General features: G+C 36.0%; 20 protein-coding genes. 16 read left to right on the top strand and 4 right to left on the bottom strand.

Annotated elements, in window-relative coordinates:
• Positions 1–898 precede the first annotated feature (898 nt).
• Positions 899–1,345 (top strand): hypothetical protein, encoded by a 447-nt coding sequence (locus tag EAE92_RS20150; RefSeq protein WP_214069382.1) that lies wholly within the window; start codon positions 899–901, stop codon positions 1,343–1,345.
• A 595-nt stretch (positions 1,346–1,940) separates the two neighbouring features.
• A complete protein-coding gene (locus EAE92_RS20145; RefSeq protein ID WP_214069381.1) occupies positions 1,941–2,156 on the top strand; it encodes a helix-turn-helix domain-containing protein in 216 nt (71 codons plus the stop codon).
• A 57-nt stretch (positions 2,157–2,213) separates the two neighbouring features.
• On the opposite strand, the gene EAE92_RS20140 is transcribed toward EAE92_RS20145, so the two are convergent.
• Positions 2,214–2,933 carry a helix-turn-helix transcriptional regulator gene (locus tag EAE92_RS20140; RefSeq protein WP_214069380.1) on the bottom strand — a complete coding sequence of 240 codons (720 nt, stop codon included), beginning with the start codon at positions 2,931–2,933 and terminating at the stop codon, positions 2,214–2,216.
• 787 nt (positions 2,934–3,720) lie between these two features.
• Positions 3,721–4,611, bottom strand: a complete 891-nt coding sequence (locus EAE92_RS20135; RefSeq protein WP_214069379.1) for a DNA-binding protein — start codon at positions 4,609–4,611, stop codon at positions 3,721–3,723.
• 211 nt (positions 4,612–4,822) lie between these two features.
• Here EAE92_RS20135 and EAE92_RS20130 point away from each other — a divergent pair, with 211 nt between their 5' ends.
• Positions 4,823–5,371, top strand: a complete 549-nt coding sequence (locus tag EAE92_RS20130) for a recombinase family protein (RefSeq protein WP_214069378.1) — start codon at positions 4,823–4,825, stop codon at positions 5,369–5,371.
• A 594-nt stretch (positions 5,372–5,965) separates the two neighbouring features.
• On the opposite strand, the gene EAE92_RS20125 is transcribed toward EAE92_RS20130, so the two are convergent.
• Positions 5,966–6,460: a hypothetical protein gene (locus tag EAE92_RS20125; protein WP_246545312.1), complete on the bottom strand. Its 495-nt coding sequence runs from the start codon at positions 6,458–6,460 to the stop codon at positions 5,966–5,968.
• Between the two features lie 603 nt (positions 6,461–7,063).
• On the opposite strand from EAE92_RS20125, the gene EAE92_RS20120 reads away from it, so the two are divergent.
• The 7 genes from EAE92_RS20120 to EAE92_RS20090 all read left to right on the top strand — a co-directional run bounded on the left by EAE92_RS20120 (position 7,064) and on the right by EAE92_RS20090 (position 11,215).
• Positions 7,064–7,717, top strand: a complete 654-nt coding sequence (locus EAE92_RS20120; protein ID WP_214069377.1) for an AAA family ATPase — start codon at positions 7,064–7,066, stop codon at positions 7,715–7,717.
• An 82-nt stretch (positions 7,718–7,799) separates the two neighbouring features.
• Positions 7,800–8,090, top strand: a complete 291-nt coding sequence (locus EAE92_RS20115) for a stability/ partitioning determinant (RefSeq protein WP_214069376.1) — start codon at positions 7,800–7,802, stop codon at positions 8,088–8,090.
• Positions 8,091–8,180: 90 nt separating this feature from the next.
• A complete protein-coding gene (locus EAE92_RS20110) occupies positions 8,181–8,513 on the top strand; it encodes a hypothetical protein (protein ID WP_214069375.1) in 333 nt (110 codons plus the stop codon).
• Between the two features lie 63 nt (positions 8,514–8,576).
• Positions 8,577–8,798, top strand: a complete 222-nt coding sequence (locus EAE92_RS20105; protein ID WP_214069374.1) for a hypothetical protein — start codon at positions 8,577–8,579, stop codon at positions 8,796–8,798.
• A gap of 4 nt (positions 8,799–8,802) precedes the next feature.
• Entirely contained in the window at positions 8,803–9,117 is a 315-nt protein-coding gene (locus tag EAE92_RS20100; RefSeq protein ID WP_214069373.1) for a hypothetical protein, read from the top strand.
• Between the two features lie 578 nt (positions 9,118–9,695).
• Entirely contained in the window at positions 9,696–10,865 is a 1,170-nt protein-coding gene (locus tag EAE92_RS20095) for a DUF3560 domain-containing protein (RefSeq protein WP_214069372.1), read from the top strand.
• Between the two features lie 191 nt (positions 10,866–11,056).
• Positions 11,057–11,215 carry a hypothetical protein gene (locus EAE92_RS20090; RefSeq protein ID WP_214069371.1) on the top strand — a complete coding sequence of 53 codons (159 nt, stop codon included), beginning with the start codon at positions 11,057–11,059 and terminating at the stop codon, positions 11,213–11,215.
• Positions 11,216–12,202: 987 nt separating this feature from the next.
• Here EAE92_RS20090 and EAE92_RS20085 read toward each other — a convergent pair.
• On the bottom strand, positions 12,203–12,508 hold the full coding sequence (locus EAE92_RS20085) for a mobilization protein MobC (RefSeq protein ID WP_214069370.1): 306 nt from the start codon (positions 12,506–12,508) through the stop codon (positions 12,203–12,205).
• A 192-nt stretch (positions 12,509–12,700) separates the two neighbouring features.
• On the opposite strand from EAE92_RS20085, the gene mobA reads away from it, so the two are divergent.
• The 6 genes from mobA to icmT are packed head-to-tail and all read left to right on the top strand — an operon-like array spanning position 12,701 to position 17,681.
• A complete protein-coding gene (gene mobA / locus EAE92_RS20080; protein ID WP_214069369.1) occupies positions 12,701–13,021 on the top strand; it encodes a plasmid mobilization protein MobA in 321 nt (106 codons plus the stop codon).
• On the top strand, positions 13,011–14,972 hold the full coding sequence (gene traI / locus EAE92_RS20075) for a TraI/MobA(P) family conjugative relaxase (protein ID WP_214069368.1): 1,962 nt from the start codon (positions 13,011–13,013) through the stop codon (positions 14,970–14,972). The genes mobA and traI overlap by 11 nt, the downstream gene beginning before the upstream one ends.
• A gap of 21 nt (positions 14,973–14,993) precedes the next feature.
• A complete protein-coding gene (locus tag EAE92_RS20070) occupies positions 14,994–15,470 on the top strand; it encodes a DotD/TraH family lipoprotein (RefSeq protein WP_214069367.1) in 477 nt (158 codons plus the stop codon).
• A gap of 3 nt (positions 15,471–15,473) precedes the next feature.
• The gene (locus EAE92_RS20065; protein WP_214069366.1) at positions 15,474–16,259 is read left to right on the top strand and encodes a type IV secretory system conjugative DNA transfer family protein; all 786 of its coding nucleotides are present in this window, start codon (positions 15,474–15,476) and stop codon (positions 16,257–16,259) included.
• Positions 16,238–17,437: a plasmid transfer ATPase TraJ gene (gene traJ / locus EAE92_RS20060; RefSeq protein ID WP_214069365.1), complete on the top strand. Its 1,200-nt coding sequence runs from the start codon at positions 16,238–16,240 to the stop codon at positions 17,435–17,437. Before EAE92_RS20065 ends, traJ begins: the two co-directional genes overlap by 22 nt.
• Entirely contained in the window at positions 17,418–17,681 is a 264-nt protein-coding gene (icmT, locus tag EAE92_RS25470) for an IcmT/TraK family protein (protein WP_422616069.1), read from the top strand. Before traJ ends, icmT begins: the two co-directional genes overlap by 20 nt.
• Positions 17,682–17,699 lie beyond the last annotated feature (18 nt).

Here is a 17,699-nt window from a genome sequence, read left to right as displayed (position 1 = left end):
TTAATCCGTTACGTGTTTCCACTGGAAAAATTATAATGCTAATGTATGCATACATTAGCATTATAATATACACAGAACAAGCTCTGACCAGGTAACTCATCGCACTGACGATACGGAGTGTCGAATTGTGTCCATTTAGTTGGGAGTGTATCAATACTGGTTGAATAATGTGCTAAACGTACAATAATTTCCAAATTCCAAGCCTAAAAAAAGAAATAACAAATTGTTATTACAAATTAAGACATATTAACCAATGTAAACACATTTCATTAATACATTAACCATACACTGTAATAACAATAATGTATTTACAAAAATAATACAAAGTATTTCAATACATTTTTGAGCCAAAATGGTAGTTTTTATAGTGATAAAAAGCCGACAATTATCTCCGCTATCCGATCATTATTTCGTTTAGCGTAAGTTTCCGTACCAATGAGCACTTCACACCTCAATTACAAAAAAAGATAGTCAATTCATAATCACATGGAGCGTTAGTAGCTTCATATTTACTCGAATTAAATTTTTTATTGACGATAGTTATCAGTTCAATGTAAAGTTGCTTAGTTACAGCAAAATCTGTAACCGGACGTGAGAATCCGAACTACCCTGAATGGCGCAACACGCCAATGCGTGTTTTTTTTTGCGCACAGCCTGAGAGCATCGATTATGGTGACTCAGGCGGGGCAACCGAATAGGTTGGCCGGTGTCATTCAGGCCGGTTTCTCACTCCCGTCTGGGTTACCACCTTTGAGAGTGAGAACTCAAGGTGGTAAAAAAACCACTGAATGGAGCTTTCATCATGTACCAATTCAAATTTATCCTCTGAGCTATTCCGAATCTAGAAAGAATCTTTCATTCCCATACATGTTATTTAATAAAAAATTAGGTAACTTAAATGACTGATAAAAACGATTATAATTTGAAAAAAATAGTTGAGTTAAGTCTAGCCACTGGGGCAGGATATTTTTCATACAGCCCAGAAGTAGGATTTAATATCTATAAGTTTAGTGAAGAAGCCATTTTCGCGACCCATAAAGAAATAGATTTATATAGAACTTGTTCTATAGATGGTAATTGGGATAGCGGAATTGAAAATATATGTTGGGGCATTGTTATTCAGAAAACAACAAAAGAAAATAAGAGTGATTATATTTTAAGCAAAATTGATACGAATGCTATATATAATCAAATACAATCTGATGCTGTTAATAATTTTGCACTAAATATACTTGAAGAAATAAAGATATATGAAAATTATTCAAAGGATAATAAGATAATTGACGGACTTAGGTTATCAGCAGTTTTGGCAAAAGTTTATGCCAATCAATTAAAAACTTCATGATAATGAGGCATTCCATCTATAACAGGCTGTAAATATACGAGGGGGCATACTCCATAAACCATATACCCCCTCTACCACTATAAATCCGTAACGTAGATATATTATGGCGATTAAGTACGATAACACAATTCAAACAGATCTTCTAGATCTTATTATTGAAGCAAGAGATATAGGACGAGCATGTAACGTTTTAGCATGTTTAATCCCCAAAGACGACGATTTATATCCTCTCATAAATCAATTTTTGAGGCTAGTATATTTCAGAACCGAAAAAATATACTCTAAAACGATAGTATCAGATCTGAAAGTCTAAAACAAATATTTCATATTCATAATTATATGGGATAAACAACATGATTTTCTAGCATTCCTCTCTATAATTGGAGGGTTTATTTAAAGAGTTTCGTTAAAGCATTTAATGCGCTTCTAACATTTCCAAAAATAACTTAGTTTTTTGAACATTAAAGTTAATTTTTTATATTTATTTTTTGACATTCCGCATCAGGACGGACTCAGGGAAAATAAAAACTGTAACAATATAAAAATATTAATATGAATAGTACCTTGAATAACCAAACTGAAAGGAGACGAAAGAATGATTGTAAAAGACGATTGGCACCCTGCTGATATCATTGCGGGACTTAGAAAACGAGGCACATCGTTATCAGCGGTTTCAAGAGAAGCAGGACTTGCATCATCCACGTTAAGTAATGCATTACATCGCTCGTGGCCTAAAGGTGAACAACTTATTGCTACCGCTTTGAATTGTGAGCCTTGCGAAATATGGCCTAGCAGATATAAATTAAAATAAACTTCAACTTTTTAAGGGTTCTACTTGGCAGAACCCTTATGGTATATTGTTGCGTATTTATGCTAGAGGTATATAAGGATTGGGGTTAAGAAATCTAGTAGGAGCATAGTTATCATACCCCTTCCCCCTACAATATTCCTTTAACTGGCTTAATGAATTTATCCCTATTTTCTGATAAATTATATATAGCCTACTTTGTACCGTTCTATATGAAATATTTAATTTTTTTGCTATATCTTTAGCACTTAACGATTGCAAAGCAAAAAATACTATATCGAATTCTCTGTCAGTAAATAAATCTGGTGTGCCAAAAGTTAATGAATCGGGATGTCTATTATTTTCACAATGATACATGGAATAAATTTCTAGTTTTTTGCCGTGACCAACAACCCCAATGCATTTTCCATCCTTCATTAGCGGTGTAATGTCAACTAGAAACGGCTGGATCATTTTTTCTTTCCCGCCATAAGTAAAGGTGTTTAATACTGGAATAGTTTTTTGACTAGTCATTACGTTTTTATCATTGGCTTGTATAATATCTGAAAATTCAGCCCACGGCGCCGGACATTCACTATCAAGCCTACCTTCTATATTAAAGCCTGTAGGAAGTCCACTGTAATAATGCGTAACATCATTAATATAGACAAATCGAGATTCGTTGTCTTTTATCAACCAAAAATCGTTGCTATTTTCCATGTAAGAAATGAAGGCGTCAAAGCTTTTTGAACGAACATCCAAATCTTTATTTACAGAGAAACTCATACTTTTATCATTCATAATTTCACCCATCATGATTAAGCTGTAAAACTAGAATAAATTCTATATAAGGTTACCACTTTTACAACGTAATAGGTAATTATGTTTATAAATTTCAAATGAGGCTCGTCATTTTATACGAGATCTCCTTTAAATATCTTCAACATGTTAATATTTAACATTGTATAAAATTTTACTTATTGATTATAATTTCAATATAACATTACTATATGTTAGTTATTTTCACTATTAATTTAAATATATTATACATTTAACCCTAAAAATATATTTTATAACATAAAATACACCTATACAATATCAAATCATTAGCAAAATAGCGAATTTTGGTGAATAAAATATAAAAAGTCATGATGGATTTTTGATAATTCAGCATTAAGTTCCACCTAAAATTCCTCACAATCATTTTATTATATTTGGATTTATGATCACTCCTCCCTTTGGAACAGAGCTGAATTTTCTAAGGAATATACTCATCATGAGCAAAAAACATGTTCACTTGAAACACATGTATTTAGTGAAGAATAAATTCTATCATCTTATTTCTATGAAAAAATTCCTTCTTATCCTTTTACTTAACACGAATGGGATATTATTTAAATAAATATTTAACACATCTTATTTGTAAATTAATACTTGCATGGAGGAAATATTTAGCAAGGCGCATTAGCTACCATGTTTCAGTAATGTGTTCAGCAAAGGTACACCTAGGCTGTCTATGATGACGATTTCAAGCTAAGGCCGGTGCTTTCAATATAAATAGGCATTTCACTATACTTTCTATCCCAATTTAGTCTTTTTTTCCCAAGGTCTTATTGGCTAATTCAAGCTTTTCATTTTCCCGCTCGATTTGAGTAATCAGCTTATCTTTCAATTCAACTACAATTGAATTAAGAGATTTATTTTCTGCAACAAGTTCAGCGTTACGTTTAGTGATTGACTCTTGATGAGAATTTAGACTTTGTATAAGTTTTTCGTTTCCGGCAATAGCAGACTCGTAACTTGCTATAGATTTATTCAATTCAACTACAGTTGAATTAAGAGACTTATTCTCTGCAACAAGTTCATCATTACGTTTAGTCATTGACTCTTGATGAGAATCTAGACTTTGTATAAGTTTTTCGTTCCCAGCAATAGCAGACTCGTAACTTGCTATAGATTTATTCAACTCAACTACAGTTGAATGAAGTATTTTGTTTTCCTCTAATACATGAGAAAGCTGTTGTCTAATTTCATTTACTGTTGCGTCATGGGCCTCTCTCTCTTTTGCTAATTCAGTTTGCAATTCCTTAATTGTTTTCTCTTGCTGAGAAACAACAGCATTTTGCTTGCACAGTTTTTCTTCTGACTGCGCTAAGTCGGCTACAGCATGATCACGTTGTTCATTCGCATCTTGAGCTTGTTCTTTGTAACGTTGCTCCGCTTCAACGCTAAATCGCGTTATCTCTCTCATAAAACTTTGAGTAAATTCGGATGAAAATCCCAAACGTTCATATAGAGACTGTTGATTTGCTTCCAGTTCATTTTTCCAATTTGCAAAATATTTGTGAACAGTCGATGTACTTCTGACATCTGGTAATTCAGCAAGCACGAGACGGACACTCGGTTTTATTCCTCTACTGTACATGCCATTACATATCTCATTGACACGATCTTGAATTGAAACAATTTGTTCAGTCATCTTCAATACTCCAACATATTTGATTGTCCAAATTATACACAGCAATATAAACGAACGCAATATCCAGAACGAACAATGTTCGTTTTTATGTCTCAAATATTATAAATTTATAGACAACATAAAATGCCCTATCTAAACTGTCTATTAAATCGCAAATCCCCGACTTAGTAGACACCCAGTCTACAAATCGATTTAGGAGACATTTTTTGCAATGAGAACTTTTGGTTATGCCCGCGTTTCTACAAGTCAGCAATCCCTTGATGTTCAAGTGAAAGCGCTCAAGGCCGAAGGTGTCAGAGCGGACCGCATTTTTACCGATAAGGTATCCGGTAGCAATGTGAACCGCGAAGGACTACAAATGCTTCGGTTTAAGGTAGAAGAAGGTGACATCATTCTTGTAAAAAAACTTGATCGGCTGGGTCGTGATACAGCCGACATGATCCAACTCATTAAGGAATTTGATGATATGGGCGTGGCAATCCGTTTTTTAGATGACGGGATCAGTACAGAGGGTACTATGGGTAAAATGATAGTTACAATCTTGTCAGCTGTAGCTCAGGCTGAACGTCAAAGGATACTTGAACGTACAAATGAAGGCCGTTTAGAAGCCAGAAACAAAGGGGTCAAATTTGGGCGTAAGCAAACAGTGGATAGGGGCAAGGTTCGCGCACTACGCAGTCAGGGAGTGGGGGCGACTGAGATCACCAGGCAATTGAAGATAGGTCGTTCGACTGTTTATAAAATACTGGCTTCATTATGAAACGAGAAGATAACGATGAATAAAAATATTGATAAAGTGGTTTGGATTGAGTAGACCCGTCTGAGTAACTGGCGGGTCTACTCAACCGTCCCCTCGCTACCAAATCTTTCAGTCGTGAATGTTTCTAGACCAAAAGAGATGAATATAGCATCTGATGCAGTCATTAGCTGCCTGCAATGTCGCCTGACTCAGGTACTTACATAGCTCTTTTTTATTGACAAAATAGTTAGGTATATTTTACCATCAATCTGATTAAAACGAGCCGCATAAATCTGAGCGTGAGCGGATCGGTTGATTCTACTTATGGGCGTATACGTAGGATTAGCTTAAAATGATAATCGGCATGGTGCCGGGTCAATGGCGTAACAAACCGTCCCGCTAAACCAAACAACCCGAAGAACCTCGGCTTATGCCGGGGTTTTTTGTTTTGCTTGTCCAAATCTCTTGTTTTTGGCTATTTAAATTGACCACTTAACGGTGTTTAGGGGGTCTACTCAACTCAGACCCCGTTTACTGCTCCATTGCTCCCGAAACCCCTATCTTCAGTTTAAACATTAATGCTAATGTATGCGTACATTAGCGTTAAGAGGTGGGTCATCCCGTCCCGGTCTCGGCATTTTTGGACTCCCTAATTTTCGCCTGATAACCGCGCTTGACTCTCTCAATATTCGCCAGGGTGGTTATCCAGTAGCGTTGTGCGGCGGGGCGATATCTGGCTGCAACCTGTTCTATGACATCTGGAGCGCTGTCAGTACTGCGATGAATGCGGCCCTTCTGTCCGAAGACGGAAACGATAATTGCCTGGCTCCCCGTCCTGCCGAACAGCGCGTTACATAGCCGCTTCACGACCAGCGGGGTTAAATCTGGATCAACTTCCGGCGCAACGGTGTCTAAGATGAATCGCAGCATTTCAGACGTTTTGTAACGCTTTACCGCCGCAGCGAGGCGGGCCGCACGCTGCGGCGCTTTCCAACTGTCGTTACTGTATTTTGCAAATTCGGCATGGTAATCCTCCTTCAGTTTCTCCGCCGTGTAGCATTCGTTCATGTAAAAAAAGGCTCTTGCCTGCTCTGTTGCTGATTCTTCCATGTAAATTTGTCTTAATTAATGCTAGTGTACGCATACATTAGCATTAATACATAACCTGAGCAAGCCTTACTGGGAGCGGCTTGGAATTTGGAAGTTATTGTACGTTTAGCACATTATTCAACCAGTATTGATATACTCCCAACTAAATGGACACAATTCGACACTCCGTATCGTCAGTGCGATGAGTTACCTGGTCAGAGCTTGTTCTGTGTATATTATAATGCTAATGTATGCATACATTAGCATTATAATTTTTCCAGTGGAAACACGTAACGGATTAATTTAGGTTATGGCATTGGGAGGAATGCCGGACAAGCGACAAATAGGCTTACAGTACAATATTTTACCATATCCAAACTAGCCCCTATGTATTATGTTGTATTGATAATGACAATACATCACCAATTTGTATTTACATTGTATGTTCTATAGCATTACAAATTTGTATTTACATTGTACTGCGGTCGTGATATAAAAACACATATTGTAAATATGTTGTACATACGTTTGTGTATGTACAATGGTCATACTATTGGGTTTTGTGTACATACTTAGTATTGCTTTTGTATGTGATTTGTAGGTTGAGATTAACGTGAGGTAATTATGATTCTAGCGTTTGCATCTGATAAAGGTGGTGTAGGGAAAACTACAACAGCAATAAATATGGCTGTTATGTTATTGAGTAAAGGAAAATGTGTAATCATGTTAAAGACGGATAAAAATGGAGATCTATTTGTTTGGGATGGATATAGGAAAAAGAACGGTCTTGCACCTATCCCTATTTATGAAGCATACGGTAATGTTAGTAATGAAATCAGAAGATTAAAAAAAATGTGTGATGTGCTGATTGTTGACTGTCCTGGGCATGACAGCTCTGAATTTAGAAGTACATTAACGGTAGCTGACACATTGATAACGTTAGTTAAGCCGTCTTCTTTGTTAGAAAAGAATACACTAACTAATATAACTGAAACAGTTAGAACTGCACAGGTGAAACATGGTAATCCAAACTTAAAAGCCCACGTGGTAATGACCAGGATAAAACCCCATAAAATACCGGATGCAATATCATTAGAAAATGAGCTAAAAGAGGATGATATTTGGCTTCAGCCACTTAAAAATAGAATATCAGATTTCGATATTTTTGAGAACGCAGTAAATGTTGGCGCAGGGGTTCATGAGGTAGATAGAGCTAGTAGTCTAGGGGCTGCAAAAGCTCAAATAGAGTTGATAGCTCAGGAAATTAATCTAATTTGAATACAGTAATCATACGATGTACATACGATAAAAAATATAGTACGATGTATGTATATTGTACTTACATTATATTGAGATTGACATGAGCATGAAGTTAAAAAAACCATCTATACTTTCAACCGAAGCTGTTAACAACGAAGGTAAACAAGGTCAAACATCACGTTTTATCAATGATGGTGATAAAAGACCAAACAGCGGAAAATTAATACCTTCAACATTTCGTTTGCCAAAAGCTGTTATTGAGCTGCTTGAGGATGATTCTCATAGAACCGGGCAAAACAAAACAATGATCTTGAAAGCTGCAATCCTAGCGTACAGTCAACTAGACGAAAATAACAAAAATCGCTGGTTATTAGAGTCACTTAAAATGTAAAAAATATTGACATTATTCCCAATCAAGGGAATAATGTCAATATCGAAACGGGGAGACCCATCATTAATGCCATACGGCAGGAGATAAAATATGCACATACTAGTTTTTCGTAATGGAACAGTTTCGGTTGGTGATGTTTTTTGTTCTTCTTATGGTTATGAACAGACAAATGTAGCTTTTTATCAAGTAGTATCAATACACGGTAAAAAAACAATTGTTGTAAAACAGATTGACTCTGAAATAACTAGTTATAAAACTTCTATGTCAGGAAGTAAGAAGCCTTTAATGAATAAATTTATCGGTCAACCACTTAAGAGACAAGTTAAAGAGTGTAGTAATGTCCCTTGTATAAGAATAGAGGAATATGAAAACGCCTATAAAACGGATATAGGAAAAGAATATTATTATTCATCGTGGGCTTAACGTATTGATGAAGGGGGCATATAAGCCCCCTTCTTTCTATGTGAAGAAAGATAAGGGTATAAAATGGTTACTAAATATCAAAATATTACTCATGCGTTTTTAATAGAAACACAGGATAAATTAGGTTTCTCAGATCAAGAAATGGCTGATCTATTGGGAATTGCTCTTAAAACATGGTATAACCGTAAGAGTAATAATTCTGTCAAGAGAAAGTTATTAAGTAAATTAGAGTATGAATATCTAGTATTACTTAGGGGTGAACATCCGTCCTTAAAGTTAGAGTAAGAATATGAAAATATTAGATTTTGACTTAAAAATAGATAATGAAGAATTGCTATTTAGTAAATCTACAGGAAATCGCTTTTCACGTACATTTCAAGTGTTTTATGATGGTAATCGTTATCATTTACGGTTTTTGAAATTTGAACGAACTGATCCATTAATTTCAGAAAAAGCTAAAGGAATAAAACAAAAAAGATATTTAGTCGATAAAAAAGAATATTTTTTTGATAAATTAGAGAATATTGATTTTAATAGATTACCATTTAAAGATTTAACAGGAAAATTTGACATTAAAGTTATACTAGAAAAACCGTCAACGTAGGGAAAACGCATCGAGCCTTTTCCCTACGTGCGGCTAAACAGTTACCCACCGCAACGCAAAATCGCAGGTACGGCTTCGCTACGCTATCGCCTACCCGTACGCTACGGCTTTTCGCCCTTTTTGGGGGCGAAAAGCCTGCTCGATTTTGCTTATGCCGTGGATAACTAGCCGCCTTTTAACTGCACCGCTTTAGCGTCCTTTCGTCTCCGACCGTTCAACACCTCTACCGCTGTTATATCGTGCCCTTAGTTCGCTTCGCTCACGGCTTATTAGGACGGGGGGTATCGAGGTTCTCTATTTCGCTCTCAGTCGCATTACTTGCCCTTCGCTTACGCTCTTGGGCTAATTAATGCTCCGCTTCGGGGCGAATCAGCTCCTGGCTCTCCCTGGAGTATTCTTTCGCCCCTTACATGCCTACGGCATAAAACCTTTTCAATTAAAATGCTATTATCAAAGGTAGCGATTAATTTAAGCATATGGAATATTATTTTTCCTTGACTCAGTTCCCTAAATGGGGAATAATAAGCACAACGAAACGGGGCTACCCATTATTAACGCCATACGGCCGGAGCTAAAAAGTGAAACATGAAAAAAATAAATCTTATCAAGAAGCATTAGAAAGAGCGTTAACAAATAACTCTGAGGCAAATTATAAAGCTATTTATGAGGGTTTTATTTTAATTGGTATTCCTGAAAGTGATATTGAGCCGAGAGTTAATGTATTGACTTTTAAGGCTTGGAAAGCAATAAACAGAGTTGTCATAAAAGGAGAAAAAGGGGTTAAGGTAATAACTCGTATTCCATGTAAGATAAAAGATAAGGAAACAGGGGAAGAAATAAGCGTATTGAAAACAAAAATAACGACAGTTTTTCATATTTCACAAACTAAGCCACTTAATGGACAGCAATCAGAGCAGAAATCAAATTATTATGAAATTGAACAACAACCGGAGCCAGAGTTAAACTCTTATGAAATGAAATTACAAGCTCGCCGGGAAAGATATAAAGAATTAGCAGATAAAGCAAAAAGTGAAAGTAGCTGTTATTATAACAGAGCAAAAGATATGGCTTCTTTGATCCCATTCGGGCAGCCAATTTTAATTGGCCACTATAGCGAAAAAAAAGATCGTAACTATCGAAATAAAATACATAATACTTTTGGTAAATCATTTAAATTACTAGATAAAGCTAATTATTACGAAGATAAGGCGTCAAAAGTTGGTAGCGGAGGAATATCAAGTGATGATCCTAATGCTATAAAAAAACTTAAAGATAAATTAGATAATTGTGTCAAAAGTCAAGAGTTAATGAAAGAATGTAATAAAATCATTAGAACCAATAAATCAGATGAAGAAAAAGTAAATGAGATTATAGAATTAGGAATGTCAGAAAAAGATGCAAGCGAATTAGTAAAAGGTGGTTTTTTAGGAAAAAAAGGCTTTGCTAGTTATTCATTGCAAAATAATAATGCAGAAATTAATAGAATTAAAAATCGTATTTCAGTATTAGAAAACAGAAAGGATAGGGAGGAAGTAAAAGAAGAATATAATAAATTTACGTTTATTATAGATAACAAAGAAAATAGAATAATGTTTATTTTTAAAGGTAAACCAGGAGATGAAGTAAGAGAGGTTTTGAAAAAAAATGCTATCAAGTGGAGTCCTACTAGAAAAGCATGGGTTAGAAAAATAACTCCAAACGCATTACATGCAGCTAGAGTGGTTAAAGAACAAATTAAAAATTTATAATAAATAAAGGGCTTAAAATGCCCTTTATTTATATCCTTTATTCATCAAAGTATCCGCTTGAACGTAGGGGGGAATATATTGAGTTTTTTCTTGAAATATTGTTTTTTCTTGATTTTATTCCTTGGGTGGGAGTAACAAATGTGGCAAAACGGTAAACCTATCATTAATGCTATATGGCAGGAGTAATAAGAATGAATCAATATAAAGTTTATTTTTTAGGTAAGAATTTTGAAGGTAAAATGGTTGATTGTTCTACACAACCAATAATAGCAAAAAATGAGAATGAAGCCGTTGAAAAATTTAAGAAAAGTAAATTATATAAATCAAAACTATTTTGGTATTTTTGCTAAACAAATCAACTGAAAATAAATTAGGTGGTATAAGGGATTGCCCCCCTTATACCAAACATCAAGTTAAGTAATAGGTTAATTCAATGTCAAAAAATATGATAGCAATCATAGATAGCATCGTAAAGGGTGAGCGTGTAACTATACCAGCAATGCAAGGAAAGGAGTTTAAACAATTTGTTAAAATTCTACGAAAAATTAGTAAAAATAGGAGAAGAATTATCGTTCATTAATGATTGAAGGAAGAGAGATTTTCTTTGATGTTATAAATATGCGAAGTCTGATAGAAGCATAGCATCTTAGGATATCTATTATTTTTAGTCAAAGGAATATGTCTAATAGTGCCTTCTGTTAGAAGAAACGCCATAAGTTTTTTTATTGTCATCCTTAAACCACCTCCTAGGGAGGTGGTCTTTTACTTTAGGAAGTAAATATAAGGGGCGAAAGAATACTCCAGGGAGAGCCAGGAGCTGATGCGCCCCGAAGCGGAGCATTATTAGCCCAAGAGCGTAAGCGAAGGGCAAGTAATGCGACTGAGAGCGAAATAGAGAACCTCGATACCCCCCGTCCTAATAAGCCGTGAGCGAAGCGAACTAAGGGCACGATATAACAGCGGTAGAGGTGTTGAACGGTCGGAGACGAAAGGACGCTAAAGCGGTGCAGTTAAAAGGCGGCTAGTTATCCACGGCATAAGCAAAATCGAGCAGGCTTTTCGCCCCCAAAAAGGGCGAAAAGCCGTAGCGTACGGGTAGGCGATAGCGTAGCGAAGCCGTACCTGCGATTTTGCGTTGCGGTGGGTAACTGTTTAGCCGCACGTAGGGAAAAGGCTCGATGCGTTTTCCCTACGTTTTTCGGATATTTCGAATCCATAAGTAAAAGTTGCATTGTAGAGAATATTTTTAGCTTGTGTCTGCTAGGCCGCTGGTTAGCTGCCTAGCTTCATTGATTGGTTTCCATGTGGATTTATGGATAAGTTTTTTGGAGGTGGTGCTATTGGTTAGTTGGTGAGTTAGTTTGGTTGCTATTAGGTCTGTTTTGTCTTGTTTTTTTCTTAGTTTCAAATAATAATTTGATATCTTTTTGGGTAAGATCACTCATACCTAATTCCTTTAATTTTTCTAAAAGTTCTGTAATCGTATATCCTTTATCTTTTTTTAAAGTCAATATTGTATCTTTTAACATTGAAAGGGCTTCGTCTTTGACCAGTCTTTGAGTTGATAGGTCAGGTAGCTTATTTAATTCAGCAGTGATCTGTTCTAATTTTTCAAGTGAATAAAATTGATTTTTTTCTCTCATTTTAATTCCTATGTACTGTCTGTTTGTTCAAATATTAATACTTTTTTGTTATTTTTTCTAGCTATAAGACAGCTAAAAAGTTAAAATCGTTATAAGATAGCTAAAGATATAACAGGATGTGCCTTGTATATACCGCTAAAGCAATATATACAAGACTACAAGGTCAGGGCGAGCCCCGACACCCGGAGAATTATGAGTAAGAGCGAAAGTAGAAAAACAGACTCAGTAATAGTTTTGAGATGTACAAGTGAAGTTAAAGAAAGGCTAAAAGAAAAAGCGTCTTTAACTGGTCTTTCTCTCAGTTCATACCTTATCAAAACAGGACTTTCTAGAAAGATAGTAAATCGTAGCCAATATAAGGCGTTAGCTCAGATAAACCGAGTGGCGGCCTTGCAAAAGCATCTTTTTAATGAGGGTAAAAAGGTTGGTGATAAGGAGTATTCAGAAGTTTTGTATTTACTTAAAGAGGCGGCAAATCTATTGATTTCTGAAATAGAACAAGATGATACCTAAAATTATTAAAAACAAAAATCAAGCGCCAGGAAAAGAAGGCATACAACGTTTGATTTCATACATAAGTACAAAGAATGCAGGTCAATCAGACGACCTGAGTGATCTGCATTCTTCTACGTTAAACTATGTTGAAAACCTGGCTAACTACCTTGTTAGAAAAAATCAGAATGTTATTGAATTTTCTTCCTATTTTGATGATACAAGTATGGTTAGTGTTGATGGAATTTCTATCATTCACAATCTTGATTGTGATTTTCAAAATGCCGCCATTTCAATGCAAGCTACAGCACAAGAAGCTGTCAGATGTTCACATCCTATAATGCACTATGTATTGTCCTGGCAAGCTGATGAAACTCCTACTGAAAAACAAATTTTCGAATCGGCAAGATTTACGCTTGAAGCTTTGGGAATGAAAGATCATCAGTACATGGCCGCTATTCATAGAGACACAGACAATATTCACGTTCACATAGCTGTTAACCGTGTAAATCCACTGACTTTACGGGTTAATAAGGCTACGTATTCACAGGAAATTTTGCATAAATCTTGCCGTATTTTAGAGCTTCAGTATGGCTTTAAACATGATGCAGGGGCTTATATCGTCGATGAACTTGGTAATGTTGTACGTAACCAAAATCGTTCACGTAATGCAGAGGTAACTAAACCTGAAAATGCTTATAAAAAAGAGCGTTATACAGGTATGCAATCGCTTTATAGTTATATTCAAAATGAGGTTGTAGAGCACTTTGACGGAAGTAAGAAGACTTTATTAGATGAGTTCAAATATGGGCTTAAATCTGCTAATTCTTGGCAAGATGTACATCGCATATTTGCTAGAGCAGGGTTCACTTTAGAGCCTAGTAAACATGCTGGAGGATTGCTTTTAACCTATAACAAAGGTGAACCGGAACAAATCTCTGTAAATTGGAGAAATTTGTTTAAAAGCCAGCATGATGAGTACGATAATTTATGTTTGCGTTTTGGTGTATTTGAACCTCCAACTATTGAAAAACTTAGTATGAAGCATGACTTAGGGCAAGGATATTCATCTTACCTTTCAATCGGGGAAGTGGACCTAAGAAAAGAGAAACGCTCAGCGCGTTTAGCTCAACGTTTATTGCTCAGAGGGCGCTACGAACAATATAAATCTAACTTACCTCTTTATCCTTTCAATAAGAATGAATTTAGCCAGAATATGAAAGCTATACATGCTCATGTAAGAAGCATGAAACGCACGATAAAGGCTACATATTCTGACCCTGTAGTAAGGAGACAATTCTATAATTTATGTGAATTTGAGCGATACAAACAAATCTCAGCATTAAAATTGGCAGAGAGTGAATCACGCAACGGTTTTTATGCGGCTAACCCTTGTTTAACTTACTGTCAATGGGTAGAAAATGAAGCGTTATCTGGTGATGCAGCGGCTTTATCACAATTAAGGGGCTGGTATTACTCACAGGCTAAGAAAAAACATCATCAAGAGGCTGTTATGTCTAAGTTTGGTGAAACCAGAGATTCAGCCGTAAATGCCATTATTTGTTATGGTCGGGGTGAAGTTGTTCCGGCTAATTCAGAATCATTTGGGCTGAAACCAGAGTTACTAAAAGATGGATCTATTGTTTATCGTGATTCAGCTACAAATGATCCAATTTTACTTGATCGGGGAAGAATTATTTTCACTCGCTCCAATGCTCAGGAACAACATAAAGTTGCAGCAGTTGGACTTGCTTTAAAAGGTGATACAAGCCGTATTAAAGCAATGGGTAGTGACGATTTTAAAGCTGCTTGTTATAAGGTTGCTGAACAGTATAAATCTCACTATAAACAACTTTCTCATGTTTCTATAGAATATGATATAGATGGTCAAAATATGAAAAATGAAGATCAAAAAAATATAAATCAACAATTGCAAAACAATAATAATGGTGTACATTTAAGCTACAAGTAATACTACTTCTGGGGCTTATTTATGCACAATAAAAAAATTATTATTTTTATCAGTATATTATTGGCGGGTTGTGCTAATAAAAAGTTAGATAAAGAAATTAGTGCAGACCAACTTGTCTATGATGAGTTAAGCAAACAAGCTATAACTATTAAGCTGGCGCAGGACGAACTTTATCAGGCTGGCGCTATAAATCGAACTAACTTTAAATTACCTACTGTCATTATGAATGATGCCCAACATATTCGTGTTGATTGGCAAGGTGACGCTAAGGAGCTTTTAGCTCAACTTGCTAAACAAAGAGGTAAGAAATTCTCAACTCAGGGTTTAAGTTTGCCCCTTCCTACTAATATCAATGTCGTAAATGCTTCTTATTATTCTGTTATTAATTTAATACAGGAGCAAACTGGATATAGGGGGATAATAGAAGATCGCACTGATGCGATCATTTTGCATTATAGAGGGAACACCAAAACGCCTAAAAATGCTCAATGGCGGTAAGTTATGAAAAAATTATTTATATTACTTCCAATATTTTTTAGCTCATTAGCTGTAGCACAGAGTCATGAGCAAGATTTAGCGCCAAAGGCTAAACCTATAAGTGATTATTTATCACCAAATAGCAGTAGTGATGTTGATGATGTTAGTTACTCAATGTTAAAAGAAGTTGCTGAAACTATCGGTTTTCGAGGTGGTAAAGAGGAACGTTCCGTAGAGCTTTTAAACGTTTTAGAAAAATATGCGTCTACACTCGATATGATGTATCGATTTGAGCCTTTAATCAGTCCTGAAAGCTATGCTCCGCCTGTTATTGTCGAAGTGAAGGACGTTGCTCATATTACTGATGAACAGATGAGAACAGGGGTTAAAGTCTATGAAATCCTGAAACCAGCTCGATTTGTTAGTAATCCCCCTTCTTGGCGGCAATACCTTAAAGTTGGACTTTATAGTAGTGCTATAGAGCCACCGGAACGGGCTGTATTACCTAAAAATTCTGCGGAACGTGATATTTGGAAAAAAGGAATCATAGCCGGTTGGGTGAAAGGTCGTGAAAATGCAGACGATGTTTTACGGGCTAATTTTAATCGATTAACCCGTGATTATAATGGTATGTTGCGTTATTCAACATTATTACAGTTAAACATGATTAAACCACCTATAATTTCACAGAGAACGCTAACAGTCACAGGTTCAGACGAACGCATGATATTAGGTGACGAAGTTAAGAAAATTGAAAGCAAAGCGACTCTGGAGCTAAATAAAAGCAAATGGAAACCGACAATCAAATAAGTGGCGCCATAGCTAATTTGGTGCTAAAGCAACAGCCTTCAGTGGAAGGGGTTAAATCTTTCTTGGTGAAATGCGCTAGAAACGACGTTTCAGATATCTTATTGCAGGGAGGGGCTAAGATATGGGGCGAGCGTTATGGGCGGCAAATTTGTGTAACGCCTAATTTCAACCTTTTACAAAACAGAATGGATTTAATTGTTTCTGAATTGTGGGGAGATCATATCAGAGGTAACCTAAGACAAGGCAAAATCCACAACACAACCTTTCAAATTAAAGGGCAAGAAGAAGATCCTTATGGTTTAAAAAAAGGTGAAGTTTGCCGTTTCAGAGTGAATTTTACCCAAGCTACTGTTAATGGAAATAGTGGCGTAATTTCAGCTACTTTACGTGTGCTGAACAGCCATATACCTAAATTAAAATCTCTTAATTTAGAGCAAGAATTAGAGGAAAATTTATTACCGGCTTCTGGATTAGGTTTGATCGGAGGGCAAACAGGTTCGGGTAAAAGTACATTAATGGCGGCAACTCTTCAGCATTCCGGGGAAAACTTCATTGACCGAAAAATAATCACTTTAGAACATCCGGTAGAATATTTACTTGGCGGTAAGGACTGGATAGCACCAGAACCGGCTCAGTCGGAAGTGGGGGTTGATATCCCCAGTTTTGCTGATGGCCTTTCTCTATCAGCGTTAAGACGAGCCCCTAAAATCATCGGTATTGGTGAACTATTAGAGGCTAAGGCATTTGAAGCTGCTTTGGTGGCCGGTGAATCCGGCCATTTTTGTATGGGAACGCTGCACATAAGCAGTGTAGGAGAAGCCTTCCCGCGTTCACTATTCATGTATCCGGCTGGATATAGAGAGGCGATAGCTTACTCTTTGCTTAAAGCGATTAAATATATTGTTGTTCAAAAGTTAATTAGAAGCCTGGATGGTAAACGTATTGCTGTCAGGGAACTTGTTGTTTTTGATCAAGAATATAAAAACAAATTATTAGAAGAACCCTACTATCAATGGGGGAAAATAATAGACCGTGACTTAGCTAAATCCGGCCAAACAATACCACAAAAAGCTTTTAAGGATTATCAGGAAGGATTAATTTCAAAGCAAGACATGATCGAAGTAGCCGGAACAATGAAAGACTTCAGAAAATTAGAGGATGGCACTTATGGAAATTAACAGATGGAGAAATGCTGCCAAGCCTATGAAGATATTTGGTGTATCGTGGGGGTGGTATTTATTAATTTTTACCTGGTTCTTTCATATGACCTTTATACATGCCTTTTTGGTCATTTTTTGGTTAGTATTTCTGATGATACTTAATTACAAAAAACTGTCCTTGTCCCTATTATTCGGTAAAGCCCGTTGTTGGTTGAGAGGTAATCACTTAACAGGGCGCCCTTGGTGGATGAGAAAAAATTGATAAATAGAGAGGTAGGTT

The organism is Photorhabdus hainanensis, from assembly GCF_018448965.1.
Classification (GTDB): Bacteria; Pseudomonadota; Gammaproteobacteria; order Enterobacterales; family Enterobacteriaceae; genus Photorhabdus; species Photorhabdus akhurstii.
This window is presented reverse-complemented; position numbering and strand designations above follow the sequence as displayed.

Excerpts from the sequence above, each read along its gene's own strand:
- EAE92_RS20150 (WP_214069382.1), top strand. The coding sequence starts at position 899 with ATGACTGATAAAAACGATTATAATTTGAAAAAAATAGTTGAGTTAAGT.
- EAE92_RS20145 (WP_214069381.1), top strand. The coding sequence starts at position 1,941 with ATGATTGTAAAAGACGATTGGCACCCTGCTGATATCATTGCGGGACTT.
- EAE92_RS20140 (WP_214069380.1), bottom strand. The coding sequence starts at position 2,933 with ATGAATGATAAAAGTATGAGTTTCTCTGTAAATAAAGATTTGGATGTT.
- EAE92_RS20135 (WP_214069379.1), bottom strand. The coding sequence starts at position 4,611 with ATGACTGAACAAATTGTTTCAATTCAAGATCGTGTCAATGAGATATGT.
- EAE92_RS20130 (WP_214069378.1), top strand. The coding sequence starts at position 4,823 with ATGAGAACTTTTGGTTATGCCCGCGTTTCTACAAGTCAGCAATCCCTT.
- EAE92_RS20125 (WP_246545312.1), bottom strand. The coding sequence starts at position 6,460 with ATGGAAGAATCAGCAACAGAGCAGGCAAGAGCCTTTTTTTACATGAAC.
- EAE92_RS20120 (WP_214069377.1), top strand. The coding sequence starts at position 7,064 with ATGATTCTAGCGTTTGCATCTGATAAAGGTGGTGTAGGGAAAACTACA.
- EAE92_RS20115 (WP_214069376.1), top strand. The coding sequence starts at position 7,800 with ATGAGCATGAAGTTAAAAAAACCATCTATACTTTCAACCGAAGCTGTT.
- EAE92_RS20110 (WP_214069375.1), top strand. The coding sequence starts at position 8,181 with ATGCACATACTAGTTTTTCGTAATGGAACAGTTTCGGTTGGTGATGTT.
- EAE92_RS20105 (WP_214069374.1), top strand. The coding sequence starts at position 8,577 with ATGGTTACTAAATATCAAAATATTACTCATGCGTTTTTAATAGAAACA.
- EAE92_RS20100 (WP_214069373.1), top strand. The coding sequence starts at position 8,803 with ATGAAAATATTAGATTTTGACTTAAAAATAGATAATGAAGAATTGCTA.
- EAE92_RS20090 (WP_214069371.1), top strand. The coding sequence starts at position 11,057 with ATGAATCAATATAAAGTTTATTTTTTAGGTAAGAATTTTGAAGGTAAA.
- EAE92_RS20085 (WP_214069370.1), bottom strand. The coding sequence starts at position 12,508 with ATGAGAGAAAAAAATCAATTTTATTCACTTGAAAAATTAGAACAGATC.
- mobA (WP_214069369.1), top strand. The coding sequence starts at position 12,701 with ATGAGTAAGAGCGAAAGTAGAAAAACAGACTCAGTAATAGTTTTGAGA.
- traI (WP_214069368.1), top strand. The coding sequence starts at position 13,011 with ATGATACCTAAAATTATTAAAAACAAAAATCAAGCGCCAGGAAAAGAA.
- EAE92_RS20070 (WP_214069367.1), top strand. The coding sequence starts at position 14,994 with ATGCACAATAAAAAAATTATTATTTTTATCAGTATATTATTGGCGGGT.
- EAE92_RS20065 (WP_214069366.1), top strand. The coding sequence starts at position 15,474 with ATGAAAAAATTATTTATATTACTTCCAATATTTTTTAGCTCATTAGCT.
- traJ (WP_214069365.1), top strand. The coding sequence starts at position 16,238 with ATGGAAACCGACAATCAAATAAGTGGCGCCATAGCTAATTTGGTGCTA.
- icmT (WP_422616069.1), top strand. The coding sequence starts at position 17,418 with ATGGCACTTATGGAAATTAACAGATGGAGAAATGCTGCCAAGCCTATG.